We start from the raw sequence: 17,460 nt of genomic DNA, 5'->3' as shown, positions 1-17,460 counted from the left end.
CAATTGCGAATGGGGGTCAGGCGGCCTTGGCGGCTTGGACCGCCTTCTTCGCGCCGTCGTTGATGTCGTCGGCCGGGGTGATGGCCAGGCCGGAGTTCTTCAGCAGCGCCTTGCCGGCCTCCACGTTGGTCCCCTCCAAGCGCACGACCACCGGCACCTTGACGTCGACTTCCTTGACCGCGGCGATGATGCCCTCGGCGATCATGTCGCAGCGGACGATGCCGCCGAAGATGTTGACGAAGATCGCCCTGACGTCGGCGTCGCTCAGGATCAGCTTGAACGCCTCGGTCACGCGCTCCTTGTTGGCGCCGCCGCCGACGTCGAGGAAGTTCGCCGGCTCGCCGCCTTCCAGCTTGATCACGTCCATGGTCGCCATCGCCAGGCCGGCGCCGTTGACCATGCAGCCGATGTTGCCGTCCATGGTCACGTAGTTCAGGTCGTGCTGGCTGGCGGCGACCTCGGTCGCGTCCTCCTGGCGGATGTCGCGCATCGCCACCAGGTCGGCGTGGCGGAAGGCGGCGTTGTCGTCGGAGTTCATCTTGCCGTCGAGCACGGCCAGCTCGCCGGACTTCAGGATCGCCAGCGGGTTCAGCTCGACCAGCGACAGGTCCTTCTCGTTGAACAGCTTGAACAGGCCCATCATGATCTTCGTCAGCTGGTTGACCTGCTTGCCGGTCAGGCCCAGCGCGAAACCGAGTTCGCGGCACTGGTAGGGCTGCAGGCTCTGCACGAAGTTGATGTTGAGGGTCTGGATCGCGTCCGGATTCTCCTCGGCGGTCTTCTCGATCTCCACGCCGCCCTCGCTGGAGGCGATGAAGGTGACCGACTGGGTGCCGCGGTCGACCAGCACCGACAGGTACAGCTCCTGGGCGATGTCGGTGGCCTGGGTGACCAGTACCGTATCCACCGGCAGCGCCACGCCGGCCGACTGGTAGGTCTCCATCTTCGTGCCCAGCATCGTCTTGGCAGCGGCGCGGACGTCGTCGAGGGTCTTGCACAGCTTCACGCCGCCGGCCTTGCCGCGGCCGCCGGCATGGATCTGCGCCTTGACCACCCAGAAGTCGCCGCCGATCGTCTTGGCGACGTCGACCGCCTCGTCCGCGGTGCGCGCGACGCGCCCGGCGGGTACCGCGATGCCGTAGTCGGCAAAAAGCTGTTTCGCCTGATATTCGTGGAAATTCATGTGGGGTCCATGCGTGGGAGGGTCGTGAGCACACCGGCGCGGCCCTGGGGCGGCCGGAATGCCTCGCCGCGCACGGTCGATCGCGGCACGAGGCCGGCGAAGGGCGCGGACGGCCCGCTATTCTCGCCCATGCGGCCATCCCGGGCAAAACCGCCCCCGGTCGCGGCCGACGGCGACCCGCCAGTCCGTAGGAGCGCGCCATGCGCGCGATGCCGCGGGTGTATCCGGTCCTGCCATCGGCGACCCCGCCGCGAGCCGGAAGACGCGCCAGTGGCCGGAATCCCGTGGCGGCGAAATGCCCGCGGCATCGCGCGCATGGCGCGCTCCTACGGACGACGGTGTCGCGAGCCTATACTCACGGCAACCGCTTCCGCCGGTCCGCCGCTTGTTCGCGACCCCCACCCGCCCCGTCTACACCAACCGCGTCCTGCGCCGCGAGCTGCACCTGTTCGCGCTGTACCGCATCCTCGAAGCCAGCATGCTGGCGCTGATGGTGTTCAGCCCGGTCGGGGCGCTGATCGGCGAGCCCCACAACGCCATGCTGGCGCGGGCGGTCTGCATCGGTTACCTGCCGGCCTCGCTGGCGCTGTTCCACTGGACGCGGCGCTCGGACACCAGCATGTCGGAACAGGCGCTGATCGGCGCCCTGCTCGACATCGTGGTCGCGGCGCTGGCGGTGCACGCGCTGCCCACCGCCGGGCCCGGCGTGGCGCTGATGCTGCTGGTCAATCTGGGCGCCGCCGCGCTCTTTCTGCGGCTGCGGCTGGGGCTGTTCACTGCCGCGGTCGCGGCGCTGGCGATGCTGGCCGAGTACGTCTGGTCGTACCTGGACGAAAGCAGCGCCCAGGGCCCGCTGGCGGAAGTGCTGATGTTCACCGTCAGCTTCTTCGCCATCGTCACCCTGACCCACCTGCTCAGCCAGCGCCTGCGCGAGAGCCAGGCGCTGGCCGAACGCCGCGGCCAGGAGGCTGAGAGCCTGGCCGGCGTCAACGAGCTGATCATCCGCCGCATGCGCACCGGGGTGCTGATGGTCGACGGCACCCGCCACATCCGCCTGGCCAACGAGGCCGCGCTGCAGCTGTTCGGCCACGCCGACCGCCCCGAGGGCCACGCGCTGTCGGAACTGTCGCCGGAACTGGCCACGCGCCTGGAGCACTGGCTGCGCAGCGGCGACGACGACGAGGCCCCGCTGCTGTACGGCGCCGAGCAACTCGAGATCCAGCCGCGCTTCGCCCGCCTGCTGGCCGAGGGCAACACCGTGCTGGTGTTCCTCGACGACGCCTCGCTGGTCTCGCGCCGCGCCGAGTCGCTGACCCTGTCGGCGATGGGCCGGTTCTCGGCCAGCCTCGCGCACGAGATCCGCAACCCGCTGGCGGCGATCAGCTACTCGGTGCAGTTGCTGGAGGAGTCCAGGGACCTGCCCGACAGCGACCGTCGCCTGGTGCAGATCATCCACCAGCAGTGCCAGCGCACCAACGGCATCGTCGAGAGCGTGCTGGGGCTGGCACGGCGCGAGCGCGCCATCACCGAGCAGTTCGACCTGGTGGACTTCGTGCGCCGCTTCATCGACGAATACCGCCAGATCATGCCGGACGAGAACGGCGTTCTGCGCGGCGGCGGGCGCGAGCGTCCGCTACCGGGCCTGTTCGACCGCAAGCACCTGCACCAGGTGCTGACGGTGCTGGTGCAGAACGCGATCAACTACGGCCGCATGCCGGGCGAGTCGGCGCGGATCACCCTGGCGGTGGTGCAACGCGACGGGCGGGCGGCGATCGAGGTCAGCGACCGCGGCCCGGGCGTCCCCGACGCCGTGGCGCCGCAGCTCGGGCGCCCCTTCTTCACCACCTCCGAACACGGCACCGGCCTGGGCCTGTACATCGCCCGCGAGCTGTGCCGCGCCAACGGCGCCAGCCTCGACTACGTGCCGGTCCCCGCCGGCGGCGCCTGCTTCCGCATCGTACTGTCCGGCCGCAACCCCCTGCTCTCCGCCTGAGTGCCGGGCGCCCGATCCGCATCACAACAACCCATCGCCGGCACCCCGAACACCCGCGACCCGGCACCACGCCGGCATCGCGCCTATGAGGCGCTCCTACGTAGGAGCGCGCCATGCGCGCGATGCCCCCGATCCCGGCCGTCGCGCCGCAACTCGCCGCCCGGTCGCCTATCGCCCCTGCCTGGGACGCCCCGGCCCGCCGATAACATGCCGGAAAACGCCGCCCTCCCAGCCGCCACTGCCCAAAACCGCCCGAACTGGCCGTTTTTTGCCACCGAACGCGTGCTCTGAGGCACAATAGCCGCAGTCCGCAAGAGCCTGCCCATGAGCGACAATCGCAGCGTCCTGATCGTCGACGACGAGCACGACATCCGGGAATTGCTGGTGCTGACCCTGGGCCGCATGGGCCTGCGCACCGATACCGCCGCCAATCTCAACGCCGCCCGGCAGATGCTCGGCACCGTCGCCTACGACCTGTGCCTGACCGACATGCGCCTGCCCGACGGCTCCGGCCTGGAGCTGGTGAGCGAGATCTCCACCCGCTTCCCCAACACCCCGGTGGCGGTGATCACCGCCTACGGCAACGTCGAGGCCGCGGTGGAGGCGCTCAAGGCCGGCGCCTTCGATTTCGTCAGCAAGCCGGTCGACATCCACATGCTGCGCGGCCTGGTCAAGCAGGCGCTGGAGCTCAACGAACGCGGCCGCACACAGACAGATGACGCCGGCCGCCTGTTCGGCGAGTCCGAAGCCATGGTCGGCCTGCGCCGCACCATCGCCAAGGTCGCGCGCAGCCAGGCACCGGTGCACATCAGCGGCGAGTCCGGCACTGGCAAGGAGCTGGTGGCCCGCACCATCCATGCCCAGGGCTCGCGCGCCGGCGGACCGTTCATCCCGGTCAACTGCGGCGCGATTCCCACCGAGCTGATGGAAAGCGAGTTCTTCGGCCACAAGAAGGGCAGCTTCACCGGCGCCCACGCCGACAAGCCGGGCCTGTTCCAGGCCGCCGACGGCGGCACCCTGTTCCTGGACGAAGTGGCCGAGCTGCCGCTGGCGATGCAGGTCAAGCTGCTGCGCGCCATCCAGGAGAAGACCGTGCGCCCGGTGGGCGCCTCGGCCGAGGTGACCGTCGACGTGCGCATCCTCTCCGCCACCCACAAGGACCTGGGGCAGCTGGTCGACCTGGGCAGCTTCCGTCACGACCTGTACTACCGCATCAACGTCATCGGCCTGCACGTGCCGCCGCTGCGCGAGCGCACCGGCGACCTGCCGCTGCTCTCCACCGCGATCCTGAAGCGCCTGGCCCAAGCCATGCACCGGCCGCCGCCGGAACTGTCCACCGACGCCCTGGACACGCTGGAGGCCTACGCCTTCCCCGGCAACGTGCGCGAGCTGGAAAACATCCTCGAGCGCGCGTTGGCGATGGCCGACGGCGACAACATCGAGGCCGACGACCTGCAACTCCCCCGCGGCGCGGGCACCCACACCCAAGGCACCCCCAAGCCGCCGCCGGACCCGCGCACCATGAGTCCCTACGACACCGCCTCCAGCGCCCTGCCCTCGTACATCGAGGAGATCGAACGCGCCGCCATCCAGCAGGCGCTGCAGGATAACCGCTTCAACAAGACCAAGACCGCCAGCGCCCTGGGCATCACCTTCCGCGCGCTGCGCTACAAGCTGAAGAAGCTCGGGATCGAGTAGCACCCAAGCCGGCCCCGCCCCTCGTAGGAGCGCGCCATGCGCGCGATACCCGCAAACCCTTGGGACCGGTGCAACCCCACCCCCATCACCATCCCCGATCCACGCCATTCCGGCAGCCATCGCCAGCGCCTGATGTCACGGATTCAGGACAAATGCCGCGAAGTGTCCTATATTTCGGACATGCACAACGCTCCCGAACCCCTGCTCCTGCCCCATCGCATCGGCAACGCCCTGCGCGCCGAACGCAAACGCCTGGGACTGACCCAGGCCGACGTCGCCCGCCGCGCACGCCTCCGGCGGCAGAAGATCATCCAGATCGAGCAGGGAGCGCCCGGCGTGGCGATCGCCGCCTATGCGGCCGCCATGCAGGCGCTCGGGCTGGAGCCCGAACTCCGGCCCGCGCGGGTCGATCCGGCCGACTATCCACAGCTCAAGCGCCTGCTCTGGAACCAGCCGGGCATCGAGACCCTGGACGAACGCGATGCGCTCGCCCTGTACGAGCGCCACTGGGACATGGTCGACGCCGATCGCATGCCGCCCCACGAGCGCGCCCTGCTCGACCGTCTGGTCCGGATCCACGGCCACGGCATCCTGCATGTTTGAACGCGCCCACCATCGGCGCATCGCACGCGCGCTCGCCGCCATGAATGCCGACTTCCTCGCATCGGCGACGAAACCCCAATCCGCATCGAATTCGTGCTCGAAGGCCGTATCCCCATCGAGGGGCGGCGCGACGACCGCCTGGGCGTACCGGTGCTGACGCGCGAAGACCTCTATGCCGAAAAGCTGCTCGCCAACGCCGACCGGGCGCTGGACCGCTCTCAGCGCAGCCGCGACCTGATCGACCTCGCTTTCATGATCCGCCACTGGGGGCCCATCCCCACCGCCGCCACCGATAAAGCCACCCGCGCCTACGGCAACGCGATCGGCCGCTACTACGCCATGGGCGTCGACATGCTCCGCGACCCCGCATATCGAAGCGAATGCCTCATGGCCCTGGCCATGCCACCCGAATCGGGCGACGACATTCTCCGCACCCTCGAGGCACACCCAGCCGGCAAACCGGCGTAACCCGCCGAATCGCCCTCCAGCGGGCGCCGCAGGAGGCCAGGACCGCCCCACCCCTTGGGCACCCGCATCCCCTATACGGTCAGCGCGACGCAAGGTAGCAATGGACAAGAAGCTGTTTGCCGAACTGGTCGAAAGCATGACCGAAATGGGCGAAATCGCCCGCGGCGAACGTGCGCCCAGCCGCGAATTCCACGTCGATTCCACCGACGTGAAGCGCATTCGTGCCGCAACCAATCTCTCGCAGGTCAAGTTCGCCCGCCTGATCGCCGTCGAAGTCGGCACTCTGCGCAACTGGGAGCAGGGCCGGCGCGAACCGACCGGCCCGGCCAAGGCCCTCTTGGGCGTGATCGAGCGCGAGCCCGAAGCCGCCATCCGCGCCCTGCGCTGATGTCCAGTGCGACCGCCTTGGGCATCACCCTCCGCGCGCTGCGCTACAAGCTGAAGAGGCTCGGACTTGTAGGAGCGCGCCATGCGCGCGAAGCCCGCACACTCTGGCCGCACGCGCCACTGCACCGCCCCTCACGGGCACGGCATAGCCTTGCCAAATTGCGCCATCTGCCCTGACCTTGCCTGACCTTCTCTCACCTCAACTCTTGCCAAGACCCGGCGCAATGGAAACAATCCCGCGCCATGAATCGCTGGAAAGCCTCCGCCTCCCACTTCGGCCTCAGCCTGCTGGTGATCGGCGGCATCGCCATCACCGCCTTCCTGCTGTGGTACCCCTATGCGCTGTACCGGGTGGCAAGCCTGGACCGCATCCTTCTGGTCATGCTTGGCATTGACCTCACCGCAGGCCCATTGTTGACACTAATTCTTTACCGGCCGGGCAAGCGCGGACTAAAGTTCGACCTCGCCGTTGTGGCGATTGCTCAGCTCGCCTTTCTAGCCTACGGCTTACACACCTTATGGTCTTCCCGGCCGGTTTTCCTGGTGGGAACACCGGAGACATTTACTGTCGTCTTCGCTAACGAGATCGACGATCAAGATCTTGCGCGCGCGGCCGATCCAAAATGGCGAAAGCTCTCTTGGGCAGGGCCTATCCTGGTGGCAACGCGCATGCCAGAAGCTGCCGATGAGCGTCGGAAGATCATCGAGGAGTTCATGGCAGGCGGCGCAGGTATCGAGCGCTCGCCGAAATACTACATGCGCTATGAACAGATGGCATCTGAGTTGGCTAAAGCCGCAAAACCGGCCAAAGCCATAGATATCGACGATCACGACATCAACAGGACAGGCAAGGTCGCTTCGGATCTAGGCTGGCTTCCCGTGATCTCCAGACGCGGCGAAGCCGTCATGCTGATGGACAAGGCCACCGGCCGACCACTGCGCGTGGTGGCCGAGCGCGCGGAACGTTAGCGCTCGTCGCTGGAGCGAAGGTATAACGCCTGCAGCTCGTGATGCGGAAACCAGTCGCCGATCTTTCTTGAATTCCCTGGAAAGTACCGCGTCATACGCAAGGAATATCCGGTTCCGTCCACCACCTCCTGCTTCGCGAGCATCGCGCGATCAACAAAAATGCGGTGAGTCGCATCGATGCGAAACCCGGCTCGCCCGGGCACTACTATGAGCACTCTCTCGATGCCGAGTCGTGCACTAGCTGACAGTAGGCTGTTCAGAATCTTGACTGGAGCCTCCAGATGCTCCAGGACATGGCTGATCACCATCGACTGAAAGCTGAACTCGCTCAGAATCGAAAGCTGCCAGTCATCCTGCTCGCCGTCGTACCAATCGACCTCGAGCCCTCGGCCGCGGCAGTGCTTCACAGTCGCTTGATTGTATTCCAACCCACGGGATCCAGCTGGCAGCGTCTTCAGCAGCTCTCCGACGCCGCACCCGAAGTCAACCGTTGCGCCGCGTAGCAGGGAGCGTGCGCTACGCAGATAGAAGCCTCGTATCAGCTTACGAAGCGGACTGCGACCGGTCTGATAACGAGTGTAGCCATCATCAAATTGGCCAGTCATCTGGACTCCCTACCTGATTCCGGCGCCTGCCACGGGAGCAACTGATGCAGAACCCGGCGCGGCACCGATGCGATGTCATAGGCAAGAAAGCCGAGGATCAACTGCAGACCGACGATGATCTGCAACGCAACCAACGTCACGCTACCTGCCGAGGCGGTAATACCGGTTCGCGCCGATTCCACCCAGAACCACAGCCCCATCGCAAAGCCCAAGCCCAGGAAAACCGCCCCGAACAGCAACTCAACCGATGCCAGCGACATGTCGCGAAGGAAATAGTTGTAGAACAGCCGCTTGCAGCAGTTGCGCACATGCTTGAAGCCAAAATCAAGCAGAACCCTGGATATCCGCAGGTTGCTGGTCTCGGTGCCGTATCTCGCCTCCATCGGTACATCGGCTACTACCGCGCGAATGATGTTGAGCCGGAACAGCATATCCGTCTCAAAGAAGTAGCGGCGACTCAACTTCTCCAACGGAAGTCCGGCCAGCACCCGCGTATGGATTGCTGTATAGCCGTTGGTCGGATCGAACAGATCCCAGTACCCCGATGACAACTTCGTCATGAACGACAGCACCGCGTTGCCCAGGATGCGTAACCACGGCATTCTTCCGATCTGCGTCAGATCATAGAAGCGATTTCCCTTGGTATAATCTGCCTGGCCACGCACGATTGGTCCGATCAACTGCGGTAGCGCCTTCGCATCCATTTGACCGTCACCGTCCATCTTTATGACGATATCCGCGCCACTCGCCATCGCCGCGCGATAGCCTTCGATCGTTGCACCGCCGACGCCGAGATTCTTCGCATTGAAATGCACGCTCACCCGGGGATCCGTGCAATGCGTCTGTACATGTCGGCCCGAACCTTCCGGACAGGCGTCATCAACCACGTGGATCTGCTCGACCAGCGACGGAATCCGATCAATCACACCCAGCAGGGCACTACGAACCCGATAGCTGGGAATGACAACCGCAACACGCGGCAAAGCCTTCTCCGCAACCAACTCACTCGGTGTCGCTGTACCGGCAGTATTCTCGCTGCGATGCGTCACGAAGCCTGGCCTGTTTCATATGAAAATGTATAGGCTCGTGCCAGGATTCGCGCGATCGGCGGCGGCCATATCGACTCGAACATCATCAGGTCTTCGCGCGACCGAACTCCATCATGAATGGCCGCACTGGTCTGACTGGAGGCATGGATTCGGTGCAACATCAATATCTCGCGATCATAGGCGAATGCGCCTTCCTCGCTCGCCAGGCGCAACCATGCCTCCCAGTCCAGATTGACTTTTAGGTCTTCGCGAAATCGTGCGGCGGCCCGACTTACACTTAAGGTCACCGAAGGACATGGAATCGGGCTCCCGAACCACAGGGTCCGACGCTTGGCTTTTACAGTTTCAGCGCGTTCGCGCCCTAGGAATCCGAGCTCAAGCAGTATCCGCTTGATCAGCAGCATCGGGGAGTTTGCCCGACGTTGTCCATCGAACAGCTCTGCGTAGCCGGTCAACACCAGAACGGCCGATGAAGATGCCTTGATCTGTGCAACGGTGCGTTCGGCGAAGGTCGGGAGATAGAGATCATCCTGATGCGCTACCGTGGCCCAGGGCGTCGTCGACTGAGAGAGCGCAAAGTTCCAGTCCCGGCCAATGCCTGCGTTGGGCGAATGCAGCACCAGCCGTGCGTCGAACTCCTCCGCCAAGGCCCGAAGCCCTTCGTAGGGAGTCGACGAGGAAATCACAATGGGCGAGCGCAATGTCTGCGCACGCAGCGACTCCAGGCATTCTCGCAAATAAGGGGACTGCCCATAGACAGGGACCACGAAGCTGTGCAGTTCGTTCTTCATCACCACTGAAGACCTTCCCCTCTTTTCTCTTCGATCAGGCTCTGTGGCCAAGCATCGAAATCATGAGCACGCCTACAGATACCACCACGATGCCCGCCCATTGCAATGGTGCCAGCCGCTCGCCATACAGGTACCAGCTGGCACCGGCGAGCAATAGGTAGAAGAACGCACCCGACATCGCGAAAGCCGGCCCGAGCTTGACGCGACTCACCACGACGATCCAAACCAGGAACCCGATTCCTTGGATCGTCACCGCCACCCAGATTTTCGGCGACCCGACAACGGCTAGCAACCAGTCGAATCCAGCCGGAGCCGGATTTCGAGCTGCGATGCGGACAACCGCATCCTTGATCAGCAACTGACTCCCAAGCGTAGAACAAGTCACGAACAGGATCATCAAGAGATCACGAATCACGCCTAGTTACCCATTGTGAATGCTGCCTATCATCGCACGCCCTGAATTGCTCACCTGCCCATATCCGGTCGGGCAGCCGAGCGCCAGGATGCCGGCAATAGGCCGCCACCAGAGCGCGAACCAGCTCACTCTTTTGGCAACATACAAGGGAATTTTCGTTGCGCAAACTGTCACATCGGGCAACGAAGTGACGTAAAAGGTCAGCCTACCTAAGTCCTTATCCTACGATGCTGCCGACTTTTGTGACTCCTCACTTGTAGCGAAGGTGATCGCGCCCCCACTGTCCAATTTGGCACGCATCCTGCTTACAAACCTACGCACGTGCGGTGTCGCACGGCTGCCCAACGGACCCGGCGCCGGCCGGCCACACGGCACGTGAAGTTCAAATCCACTCCTAGGGGATACACCATGAAGAAGTTCCAGAAAGGCTTCACCTTGATCGAACTGATGATCGTCATTGCGATCCTCGGCATCCTGATCGCCATCGCACTGCCGGCCTATCAGGACTACACCGTCCGTTCACGTGTCTCGGAAGGCGTCGCCCAAACCGCACCAGCCAAACTGGCCGTAGCTGAAACCGCTTCTTCGCTCGGCGCTCTGAGCCTCGTGACTACCGCCAATAGCGGCTTCACGTTTAGCACTAATGCTACCGACTATGTCGCCTCTATCTCCGTTGCCGACGGAGGTGCGATCGTCACTACCACCCGCAGCACGGGCGCTGATGTCGAGCCGGCCATGACTTTTACTCCGAGTCAGGTTTCCAATACCGCCCCCATCAATTGGACATGCACCACCCCGGCCGCCCAGCACAAGTACGTCCCGGCCGAATGCCGCAAAACGCCGTAATTACGTACTCCCAACAAAAAAAACCCGGCCAATGGCCGGGTTTTTTTTGGTCACCGCCTAACTTCCGGCGACTTCATGAATGCATCTAATATCCAACGCAACCGAATTATCTTGCTTATCGGGTGCACTATTGCTGCGATGATATATTTGCCGGGACTATCCGGCCCATTGATATTCGATGACTACTGGAATCTTGCCCCCCTAACCCGTTGGCAAAATGGCGATCAGGGTTGGCAGCCTACGCTGCTCCCTAACCCTGAGTCATTCATCTTTTCACGTCCGGTCGCAATGGCAAGCTTTATGCTTACGACCTGGCTAGGGGGCACCGGGGCATTCGCGCTCAAGCTTGGCAATTTGGTCATCCACCTTTGCTGCGGGCTGATTGGAGCGTTGCTGCTTCGCCGGTTGATGCAGCTCGACTCCAAGATTGCACCGTATGCCAATTTGGCCGCTGCACTGGCGGCGGTTGTATGGCTAGTTCACCCTTTACAGGTCAGCACTGTCCTGTACGCCGTCCAACGGATGGCACAACTCGCGACTCTATTCTCGCTCGCAGCCACATTGCTCTACGTTGTTGGCAGACAACAGATTGAAAAAGGCCTTGTGCGACAGGGAATATTATCTTTGTTTGTTGCTTTCCCCCTGCTTTTTGCATTGGGGTTATTGAGCAAACAAAATGCAGCCGTTACGCCCCTTATTTGCCTAGCACTCGAATTTGCCTACTTCCAAAAACGTTCCCGCTCTTCGATTATCAATATTTTCTTCTTACTATTTGCTTTGCTGCCAATAGCAGGAATAGCTGTCCTTCTTATATCGTTCCCTGGAAGATTATTGGCTGAATATTCAAACTGGGACTTCAGCCTTTTACAAAGGATCATTACGCAGCCGCGCGTTTTATTAGATTACATTGGCATGTGGCTTCTCCCACGCAGTTCTGCCATGGGCCTATACACTGACGATTATATCGTCTCCACAAATTTCTTCACGCCCATGTCGACCATCGGGGCCGTTATCGCCCTTGTTGCGATCAGCCTTCTTACCATTTTTCAACGTAGACAAATGCCTACGCTGTTCGCTGGCTGGTTTTTCTTCTTGGCGGCCCATAGCGTTGAAGCCAGTTTTCTCCCGCTCGAAATGTACTATGAACACAGGAACTATCTTCCGGCGTTTGGCCTACTTCTCATGGCCTGCTCTGTTGTTAGACGTTTAACATCGACACCTCTTATACGTCTTTCTATACGTCCACGCTTGCTGTGGCTATCCGTTTTTCTCTTAATCGGCGCTCTCGCCTTATCTACATATGCGCGCGTGCTTGTCTGGCAAGACGAATACGCGATGACCGAGCAAGGCATACGCCACCATCCTGATTCGATTCGAGTACGGCTTGACAGGGTAGCCCTCTCCTTGCGTACCAAGAACTATGCTGATGCCCTCGCGACCTTGGAGCCGATGCTTACACACCCTGATTCCCGGCAAAGGCTGATCGGCCGAATAGACCGCCTAGTAGTTCGATGTATCAGCGGGGCCTCCGTGGACACAAACGAACTTGATATTGCGCTCAAAGACGCGACGCCACTCATCACGGTTCATGAAATTCACCTCGCGATTCTGCAGGAAGCAGTAACGAGAAACGGTGAATGCAGCCAGATACCTCCCGACGTCTTTGCCCGGAGCTTGGCAATGCTTGCAGACGCTGCAACTAGTCATCCGGAGGCAACGCAGAATAAATCAACGATGCGCAGAATCGCGAGCCAGCTTTATGCTCGTGGTGGTCGCTGGGATCTAGCCGAAGAACAGGCGGAAATCGGCTGGCGCGCAAATCCAACCATGCCATTAGGTCTTGTCTTGGCGCGCGCATATGCCATTAATGGAAAGCATAGCCTTGCTATAGATGTCCTCGCCCGTCTAGATGAAATGCCACGAATCTACGATGATCATTGGCGGAGGGAGATCAGACTCGCGCGGGAGTTTGTCGAAGACCAATCGGCCTCAGATGGGTTGGATCACAAACGTTGAGCACTGCATAACCAGCAATTTCAAGCTGACCTGTTTATCCACCAATCGACGTAGACTGCGGTAAAGTCGGGATGATCTGAGGGGAGCATCGAAGATGAATGCCGTTCCATCTGCTAATCTTGTCGGCATCACCGGCATCACCCGTCGGCTCGTACTGGACGGCGCGCTCGACGAACCAGCCGCACGCGAAGCTCTGGACAAGGCCACGGCCGAACGCAAGCAGGTCGCCATTTACCTTCGTGAGCACCGGCTGGTCAGCGCAGCGCAGCTGGCTGCGGCCAACTCCATCGAGTTCGGCATGCCGGCGTTCGATCCTGCGGTGATGGATGCGGCCCAGTGTGCCGTGAAACTGGTCAAGGAAGACCTGCTGCGCAAGCACAACGTGCTGCCGCTGTTCAAGCGCGGCGGCAAGCTCTTCGTGGGCACCGCCGATCCGACCAATACGCATGCCTTGGACGAGGTGAAGTTCCATACCAACCTGGTGGTGGAACCGATCCTGGTGGACGAGGACACGCTGAAGCGCACGCTGGAGATCTGGCTGGAGGTCCACGACAGCTTCGCCGACGCCCTGGAGGATTCCGACGGCCTGGAAGGGCTGGACGTGGGCGCCGACGAGATCGCCACCGACAGCGGCAGCGACGCCAAGGGCGACGACACCCCGGTGGTGAAGTTCGTCAACAAGGTACTGGTGGAGGCGATCAAGAAAGGCGCCTCGGACATCCACTTCGAGCCGTACGAAAACGACTACCGGGTGCGGCTGCGGATCGACGGCCTACTCAAGCCGACCGCCAGGATGCCGGTCAAGCTGAACCAGCGCATCACCGCGCGGCTGAAGGTGATGGCGCAGCTGGACATCGCCGAGAAGCGGGTGCCGCAGGACGGGCGCATCAAGCTGAACCTGTCCAAGACCAAGCAGATCGACTTTCGCGTCAGCACCCTGCCCACGCTGTTCGGCGAGAAGGTGGTGCTGCGTATCCTGGACGCCGGCGCGGCCAAGCTGGGGATCGACAAGCTGGGCTACGAGGAGGGCCAGAAGGCGCTGTTCGTGGAGGCCATCCAGAAACCATACGGGATGGTGCTGGTGACCGGCCCCACCGGTTCGGGCAAGACGGTATCGCTGTACACCGCGCTGAACATCCTCAACGACGATCTACGCAACATCTCCACGGTGGAGGACCCGGTGGAGATCCGCATGAGCGGGATCAACCAGGTACAGATGAACGTCAAGCGCGGCATGACCTTCGCCGCGGCGCTGCGCAGCTTCCTGCGCCAGGATCCGGACGTGATCATGGTCGGCGAGATCCGCGACCTGGAGACCGCCGAGATCGCGATCAAGGCGGCGCAAACCGGCCATATGGTGCTGTCGACGCTGCACACCAACGATGCGCCGCAGACCATCTCGCGCCTGATGAACATGGGCATCGCGCCGTACAACATCACCAGTTCGGTAACGCTGGTGATCGCCCAGCGCCTGGCGCGGCGCCTGTGCGACCGCTGCAAGAAGTCGGTGGAATTGCCGGACGTGGCGCTGCTGGCGGAGGGCTTTACTGCCGACGAGGTGCACGCAGGAATCAAGATCTACGAGGCAGTGGGCTGCGACGAGTGCACCAACGGCTACAAGGGGCGCACCGGCATCTACCAGGTGATGCCGATGAGCGATGCGATCCAGGAGATCGTGCTGCAGGGCGGCAACGCGATGCAGATCGCCGAAGTGGCGGAGCGGGCCGGGATCAACGACCTGCGCAAGTCGGCGCTGCTGAAAGCGAAGAAGGGGGTGACCAGCCTGGCGGAGATCAACCGGGTGACCAAGGACTGACCCGACCTCGTAGGAGCGCGCCATGCGCGCGATGCCCGCATCCTCAAAAACCCCCGACTTCCGGAACCTCAGCCTCCGATGTGAGACCCAGCCGCGCCGGTATCGCGCCCATGGGGCGCTCCTACGGGGGAGGCAGCCGGGGATGGGTAGCCCAAACCCTGCGGGCCGTCACAAACGCAAATTTCACATTCGCCCGCAACCGGCTACCATGCGGGATCATCACCGGCCGGGGAGGCCGGGCCAGGGGAGCTCAGAGATGGCCGTGACTCGTACCGCCGCCAAGACCGCCACGCGTAAGGGGGCGAGGCCCGCCACTGCGCGCAGGGGTGTGACCCTCGACACCTTCGTCTGGGAGGGCACCGACAAGCGCGGCACCAGGATGAAAGGGGAGCAGCAGGCGAAGAGCGCCAACATGCTGCGCGCCGAACTGCGCAAGCAGGGCATCAACCCTACATTGGTCAAGACCAAGCCCAAGCCGCTGTTCGGCAGCACCGGGCGCAAGATCACGCCGAAGGAGATCGCGGTCTTCAGCCGCCAGATCGCGACCATGATCAAGTCAGGCGTCCCGATCGTGCAGGCGCTGGAGATCATCGGCAGCGGCCACAAGAACCCGAAGATGGCGTCGATGGTCAACGACCTGCGGGTGGAGATCGAGAACGGCACTTCCTTCTCGGAATCGCTGGGCAAGTACCCGGTGCAGTTCGACGAACTGACCCGCAACCTGGTGAAAGTGGGCGAGGCGGCCGGCGTGCTGGAGACGGTGCTCGACACCATCGCCACCTACAAGGAGAACCTGGAAAGCCTGAAGGGCAAGATCAAGAAGGCGCTGTTCTATCCGGCCACCGTGATCGTGGTGGCGATCCTGGTCAGCGCCATCCTGCTGATCTTCGTGGTGCCGCAGTTCGAACAGGTGTTCAGAAGCTTCGGCGCCGAACTGCCGGCCTTCACCCAGCTGATCGTCGGGGCCAGCCGCTTCCTGGTGTCGTATTGGTGGGCGATGCTGGGCATCGCCATCATCGCCATCTTCGGCTTTCTCTATGCATACAAGCGCTCGCCGGGCATGCAGCACTTCATGGATCGCATGATGCTGAAGATTCCGGTGATCGGGCAGATCCTGCACAATGCCTCGATCGCGCGTTTCGCGCGCACCCTGGCGACCACCTTCAAGGCCGGCGTGCCGCTGGTGGAGGCGCTGGAATCGGTGGCCGGCGCCACCGGCAACACTGTGTACGAGAAGGCGACCTACCGAATCCGCGACGACGTGGCCGTGGGCTACCAGATGAACATGGCGATGAAGCAGGTGAATCTTTTCCCGCACATGGTGGTGCAGATGACCGCCATCGGCGAGGAGGCCGGCGCGTTGGACACGATGCTGTTCAAGGTCGCCGAGTTCTACGAGGAAGAGGTGAACAACGCTGTAGATGCGCTGTCGAGTTTGATCGAACCGATGATCATGATCTTCATCGGCATCGTGGTGGGTGCCATGGTGGTCGGCATGTACCTGCCGATCTTCAAGCTGGCGGCCACGATCTGACCGCCGCATAGATGGCATTCCTCGACCAGCACCCCGGCCTCGGTTTTCCGGCCGCGGCCGGACTCGGGCTGCTCGTGGGCAGCTTCCTCAACGTGGTGATCCTGCGCCTGCCCAGGCGGCTGGAGTGGGAGTGGAAGCGCGACTCGCGCGAGATCCTGGAGGAGCCGGAGCTCTACGACCCTCCGCCGCCGGGAATCGTGGTGGAGCGCTCGCACTGCCCGCACTGCGGCCACCAGCTGTCCTGGTACGAGAACATCCCGGTGTTCAGCTGGCTGGCGCTGCGCGGCAAGTGCCGCCATTGCAAGGCGCCGATCTCGATCCAGTACCCGCTGGTCGAGCTGCTGACGATGCTGCTGGTGGTGGCATGCGTGTGGCGGTTCGGGTTCGGCTGGCAGGGGTTCGGGGCGATCGTGCTGACGTGCTTCTTGATCGCGCTGTCGGGCATCGACCTGCGGACACAGCTGCTGCCGGATCAGTTGACCCTGCCGCTCATGTGGCTGGGCCTGATCGCCGCGGCCGACAACCTGTACATGCCGGCCAAGCCGGCGCTGCTGGGCGCGGTGGCCGGCTACGTGAGCCTGTGGTCGGTGTGGTGGCTGTTCAAGCAGATCACCGGCAAGGAGGGCATGGGCCACGGTGATTTCAAGCTGCTGGCGGCGCTGGGGGCCTGGTGCGGGCTGACCGGGATCCTGCCAATCATCCTGCTGTCGGCGGTGAGCGGGGCGATCCTCGGCTCGATCTGGCTGGCGATGAAGGGCCGCGACCGTGCCACGCCGATCCCGTTCGGGCCGTTCCTGGCGATCGCCGGCTGGGTGGTCTTCATGTGGGGCGGCGATCTGATCGCGCTGTACTTGCGATATAGCGGGCTCTCCGTTACGTAGGAGCGCCATGCGCGCGATGCCGGCGTGGCTGGAATTGCGGGCCCGATTCGCAGCGGAGCGCGACCACCGGGGCATCGCACGTGTAACGAACGGTGCCGTTCGTAGGAGCGCGCCATGCGCGCGATGCCGGCGACGTCCCGGTCCCGGCCATCGGCGGTCCCGTCACGAGCCGGAAACCACGCCGGTGGCCGGGTTCCCGTGGCGGC

General features: G+C 63.1%; 16 protein-coding genes. 11 read left to right on the top strand and 5 right to left on the bottom strand.

The features are described 5' to 3' along the window. Positions 1-16: 16 nt before the first annotated feature. Positions 17-1,183 (bottom strand): ADP-forming succinate--CoA ligase subunit beta, encoded by a 1,167-nt coding sequence (gene sucC / locus AB5T46_RS01225; RefSeq protein WP_370561989.1) that lies wholly within the window; start codon positions 1,181-1,183, stop codon positions 17-19. Between the two features lie 385 nt (positions 1,184-1,568). Between sucC and AB5T46_RS01220 the strand changes: the two genes are divergently transcribed. The 6 genes from AB5T46_RS01220 (at position 1,569) to AB5T46_RS01195 (ending at position 7,301) form a co-directional block, all read left to right on the top strand. After that, a complete protein-coding gene (locus AB5T46_RS01220) occupies positions 1,569-3,176 on the top strand; it encodes a sensor histidine kinase (protein ID WP_412753979.1) in 1,608 nt (535 codons plus the stop codon). Between the two features lie 324 nt (positions 3,177-3,500). Continuing rightward, a complete protein-coding gene (locus tag AB5T46_RS01215; RefSeq protein WP_370561987.1) occupies positions 3,501-4,874 on the top strand; it encodes a sigma-54-dependent transcriptional regulator in 1,374 nt (457 codons plus the stop codon). A 162-nt stretch (positions 4,875-5,036) separates the two neighbouring features. Next, entirely contained in the window at positions 5,037-5,477 is a 441-nt protein-coding gene (locus AB5T46_RS01210; RefSeq protein WP_370561986.1) for a helix-turn-helix transcriptional regulator, read from the top strand. Between the two features lie 60 nt (positions 5,478-5,537). After that, positions 5,538-5,945: a nucleotidyl transferase AbiEii/AbiGii toxin family protein gene (locus AB5T46_RS01205; protein ID WP_370562427.1), complete on the top strand. Its 408-nt coding sequence runs from the start codon at positions 5,538-5,540 to the stop codon at positions 5,943-5,945. 100 nt (positions 5,946-6,045) lie between these two features. Continuing rightward, on the top strand, positions 6,046-6,333 hold the full coding sequence (gene nadS / locus AB5T46_RS01200; RefSeq protein WP_370561985.1) for a NadS family protein: 288 nt from the start codon (positions 6,046-6,048) through the stop codon (positions 6,331-6,333). 242 nt (positions 6,334-6,575) lie between these two features. Beyond that, the gene (locus tag AB5T46_RS01195; RefSeq protein WP_370561984.1) at positions 6,576-7,301 is read left to right on the top strand and encodes a hypothetical protein; all 726 of its coding nucleotides are present in this window, start codon (positions 6,576-6,578) and stop codon (positions 7,299-7,301) included. Here AB5T46_RS01195 and AB5T46_RS01190 read toward each other — a convergent pair. Genes AB5T46_RS01190 through AB5T46_RS01175 form a run of 4 tightly spaced genes read right to left on the bottom strand, consistent with a single transcriptional unit; the run spans position 7,298 to position 10,143 of the window. Continuing rightward, positions 7,298-7,906, bottom strand: coding sequence for a methionine biosynthesis protein MetW (locus AB5T46_RS01190; protein ID WP_370561983.1), 609 nt, complete (start codon positions 7,904-7,906; stop codon positions 7,298-7,300). The two genes, AB5T46_RS01195 and AB5T46_RS01190, sit on opposite strands and share 4 nt — an antisense overlap. Continuing rightward, positions 7,903-8,955, bottom strand: a complete 1,053-nt coding sequence (locus AB5T46_RS01185; RefSeq protein WP_370561982.1) for a glycosyltransferase family 2 protein — start codon at positions 8,953-8,955, stop codon at positions 7,903-7,905. The genes AB5T46_RS01190 and AB5T46_RS01185 overlap by 4 nt, the downstream gene beginning before the upstream one ends. Continuing rightward, positions 8,952-9,746, bottom strand: a complete 795-nt coding sequence (locus AB5T46_RS01180; protein WP_370561981.1) for a glycosyltransferase family 2 protein — start codon at positions 9,744-9,746, stop codon at positions 8,952-8,954. The genes AB5T46_RS01185 and AB5T46_RS01180 overlap by 4 nt, the downstream gene beginning before the upstream one ends. Before the next feature lie 34 nt (positions 9,747-9,780). Continuing rightward, positions 9,781-10,143: a DMT family transporter gene (locus AB5T46_RS01175; RefSeq protein WP_370561980.1), complete on the bottom strand. Its 363-nt coding sequence runs from the start codon at positions 10,141-10,143 to the stop codon at positions 9,781-9,783. Between the two features lie 426 nt (positions 10,144-10,569). Between AB5T46_RS01175 and AB5T46_RS01170 the strand changes: the two genes are divergently transcribed. The 5 genes from AB5T46_RS01170 (at position 10,570) to AB5T46_RS01150 (ending at position 17,254) form a co-directional block, all read left to right on the top strand. After that, positions 10,570-11,007: a pilin gene (locus tag AB5T46_RS01170; protein WP_370561979.1), complete on the top strand. Its 438-nt coding sequence runs from the start codon at positions 10,570-10,572 to the stop codon at positions 11,005-11,007. 75 nt (positions 11,008-11,082) lie between these two features. After that, positions 11,083-13,023, top strand: a complete 1,941-nt coding sequence (locus tag AB5T46_RS01165) for a hypothetical protein (RefSeq protein WP_370561978.1) — start codon at positions 11,083-11,085, stop codon at positions 13,021-13,023. A 94-nt stretch (positions 13,024-13,117) separates the two neighbouring features. Further along, a complete protein-coding gene (gene pilB / locus AB5T46_RS01160; RefSeq protein ID WP_370561977.1) occupies positions 13,118-14,839 on the top strand; it encodes a type IV-A pilus assembly ATPase PilB in 1,722 nt (573 codons plus the stop codon). 256 nt (positions 14,840-15,095) lie between these two features. Then, positions 15,096-16,373 (top strand): type II secretion system F family protein, encoded by a 1,278-nt coding sequence (locus tag AB5T46_RS01155; RefSeq protein ID WP_370561976.1) that lies wholly within the window; start codon positions 15,096-15,098, stop codon positions 16,371-16,373. Between the two features lie 11 nt (positions 16,374-16,384). Continuing rightward, a complete protein-coding gene (locus tag AB5T46_RS01150) occupies positions 16,385-17,254 on the top strand; it encodes a prepilin peptidase (protein ID WP_370561975.1) in 870 nt (289 codons plus the stop codon). Positions 17,255-17,460 lie beyond the last annotated feature (206 nt).

Source organism: Luteimonas salinilitoris, assembly GCF_041300785.1.
Taxonomy (GTDB): domain Bacteria; phylum Pseudomonadota; class Gammaproteobacteria; order Xanthomonadales; family Xanthomonadaceae; genus Luteimonas; species Luteimonas salinilitoris.
This window is presented reverse-complemented; position numbering and strand designations above follow the sequence as displayed.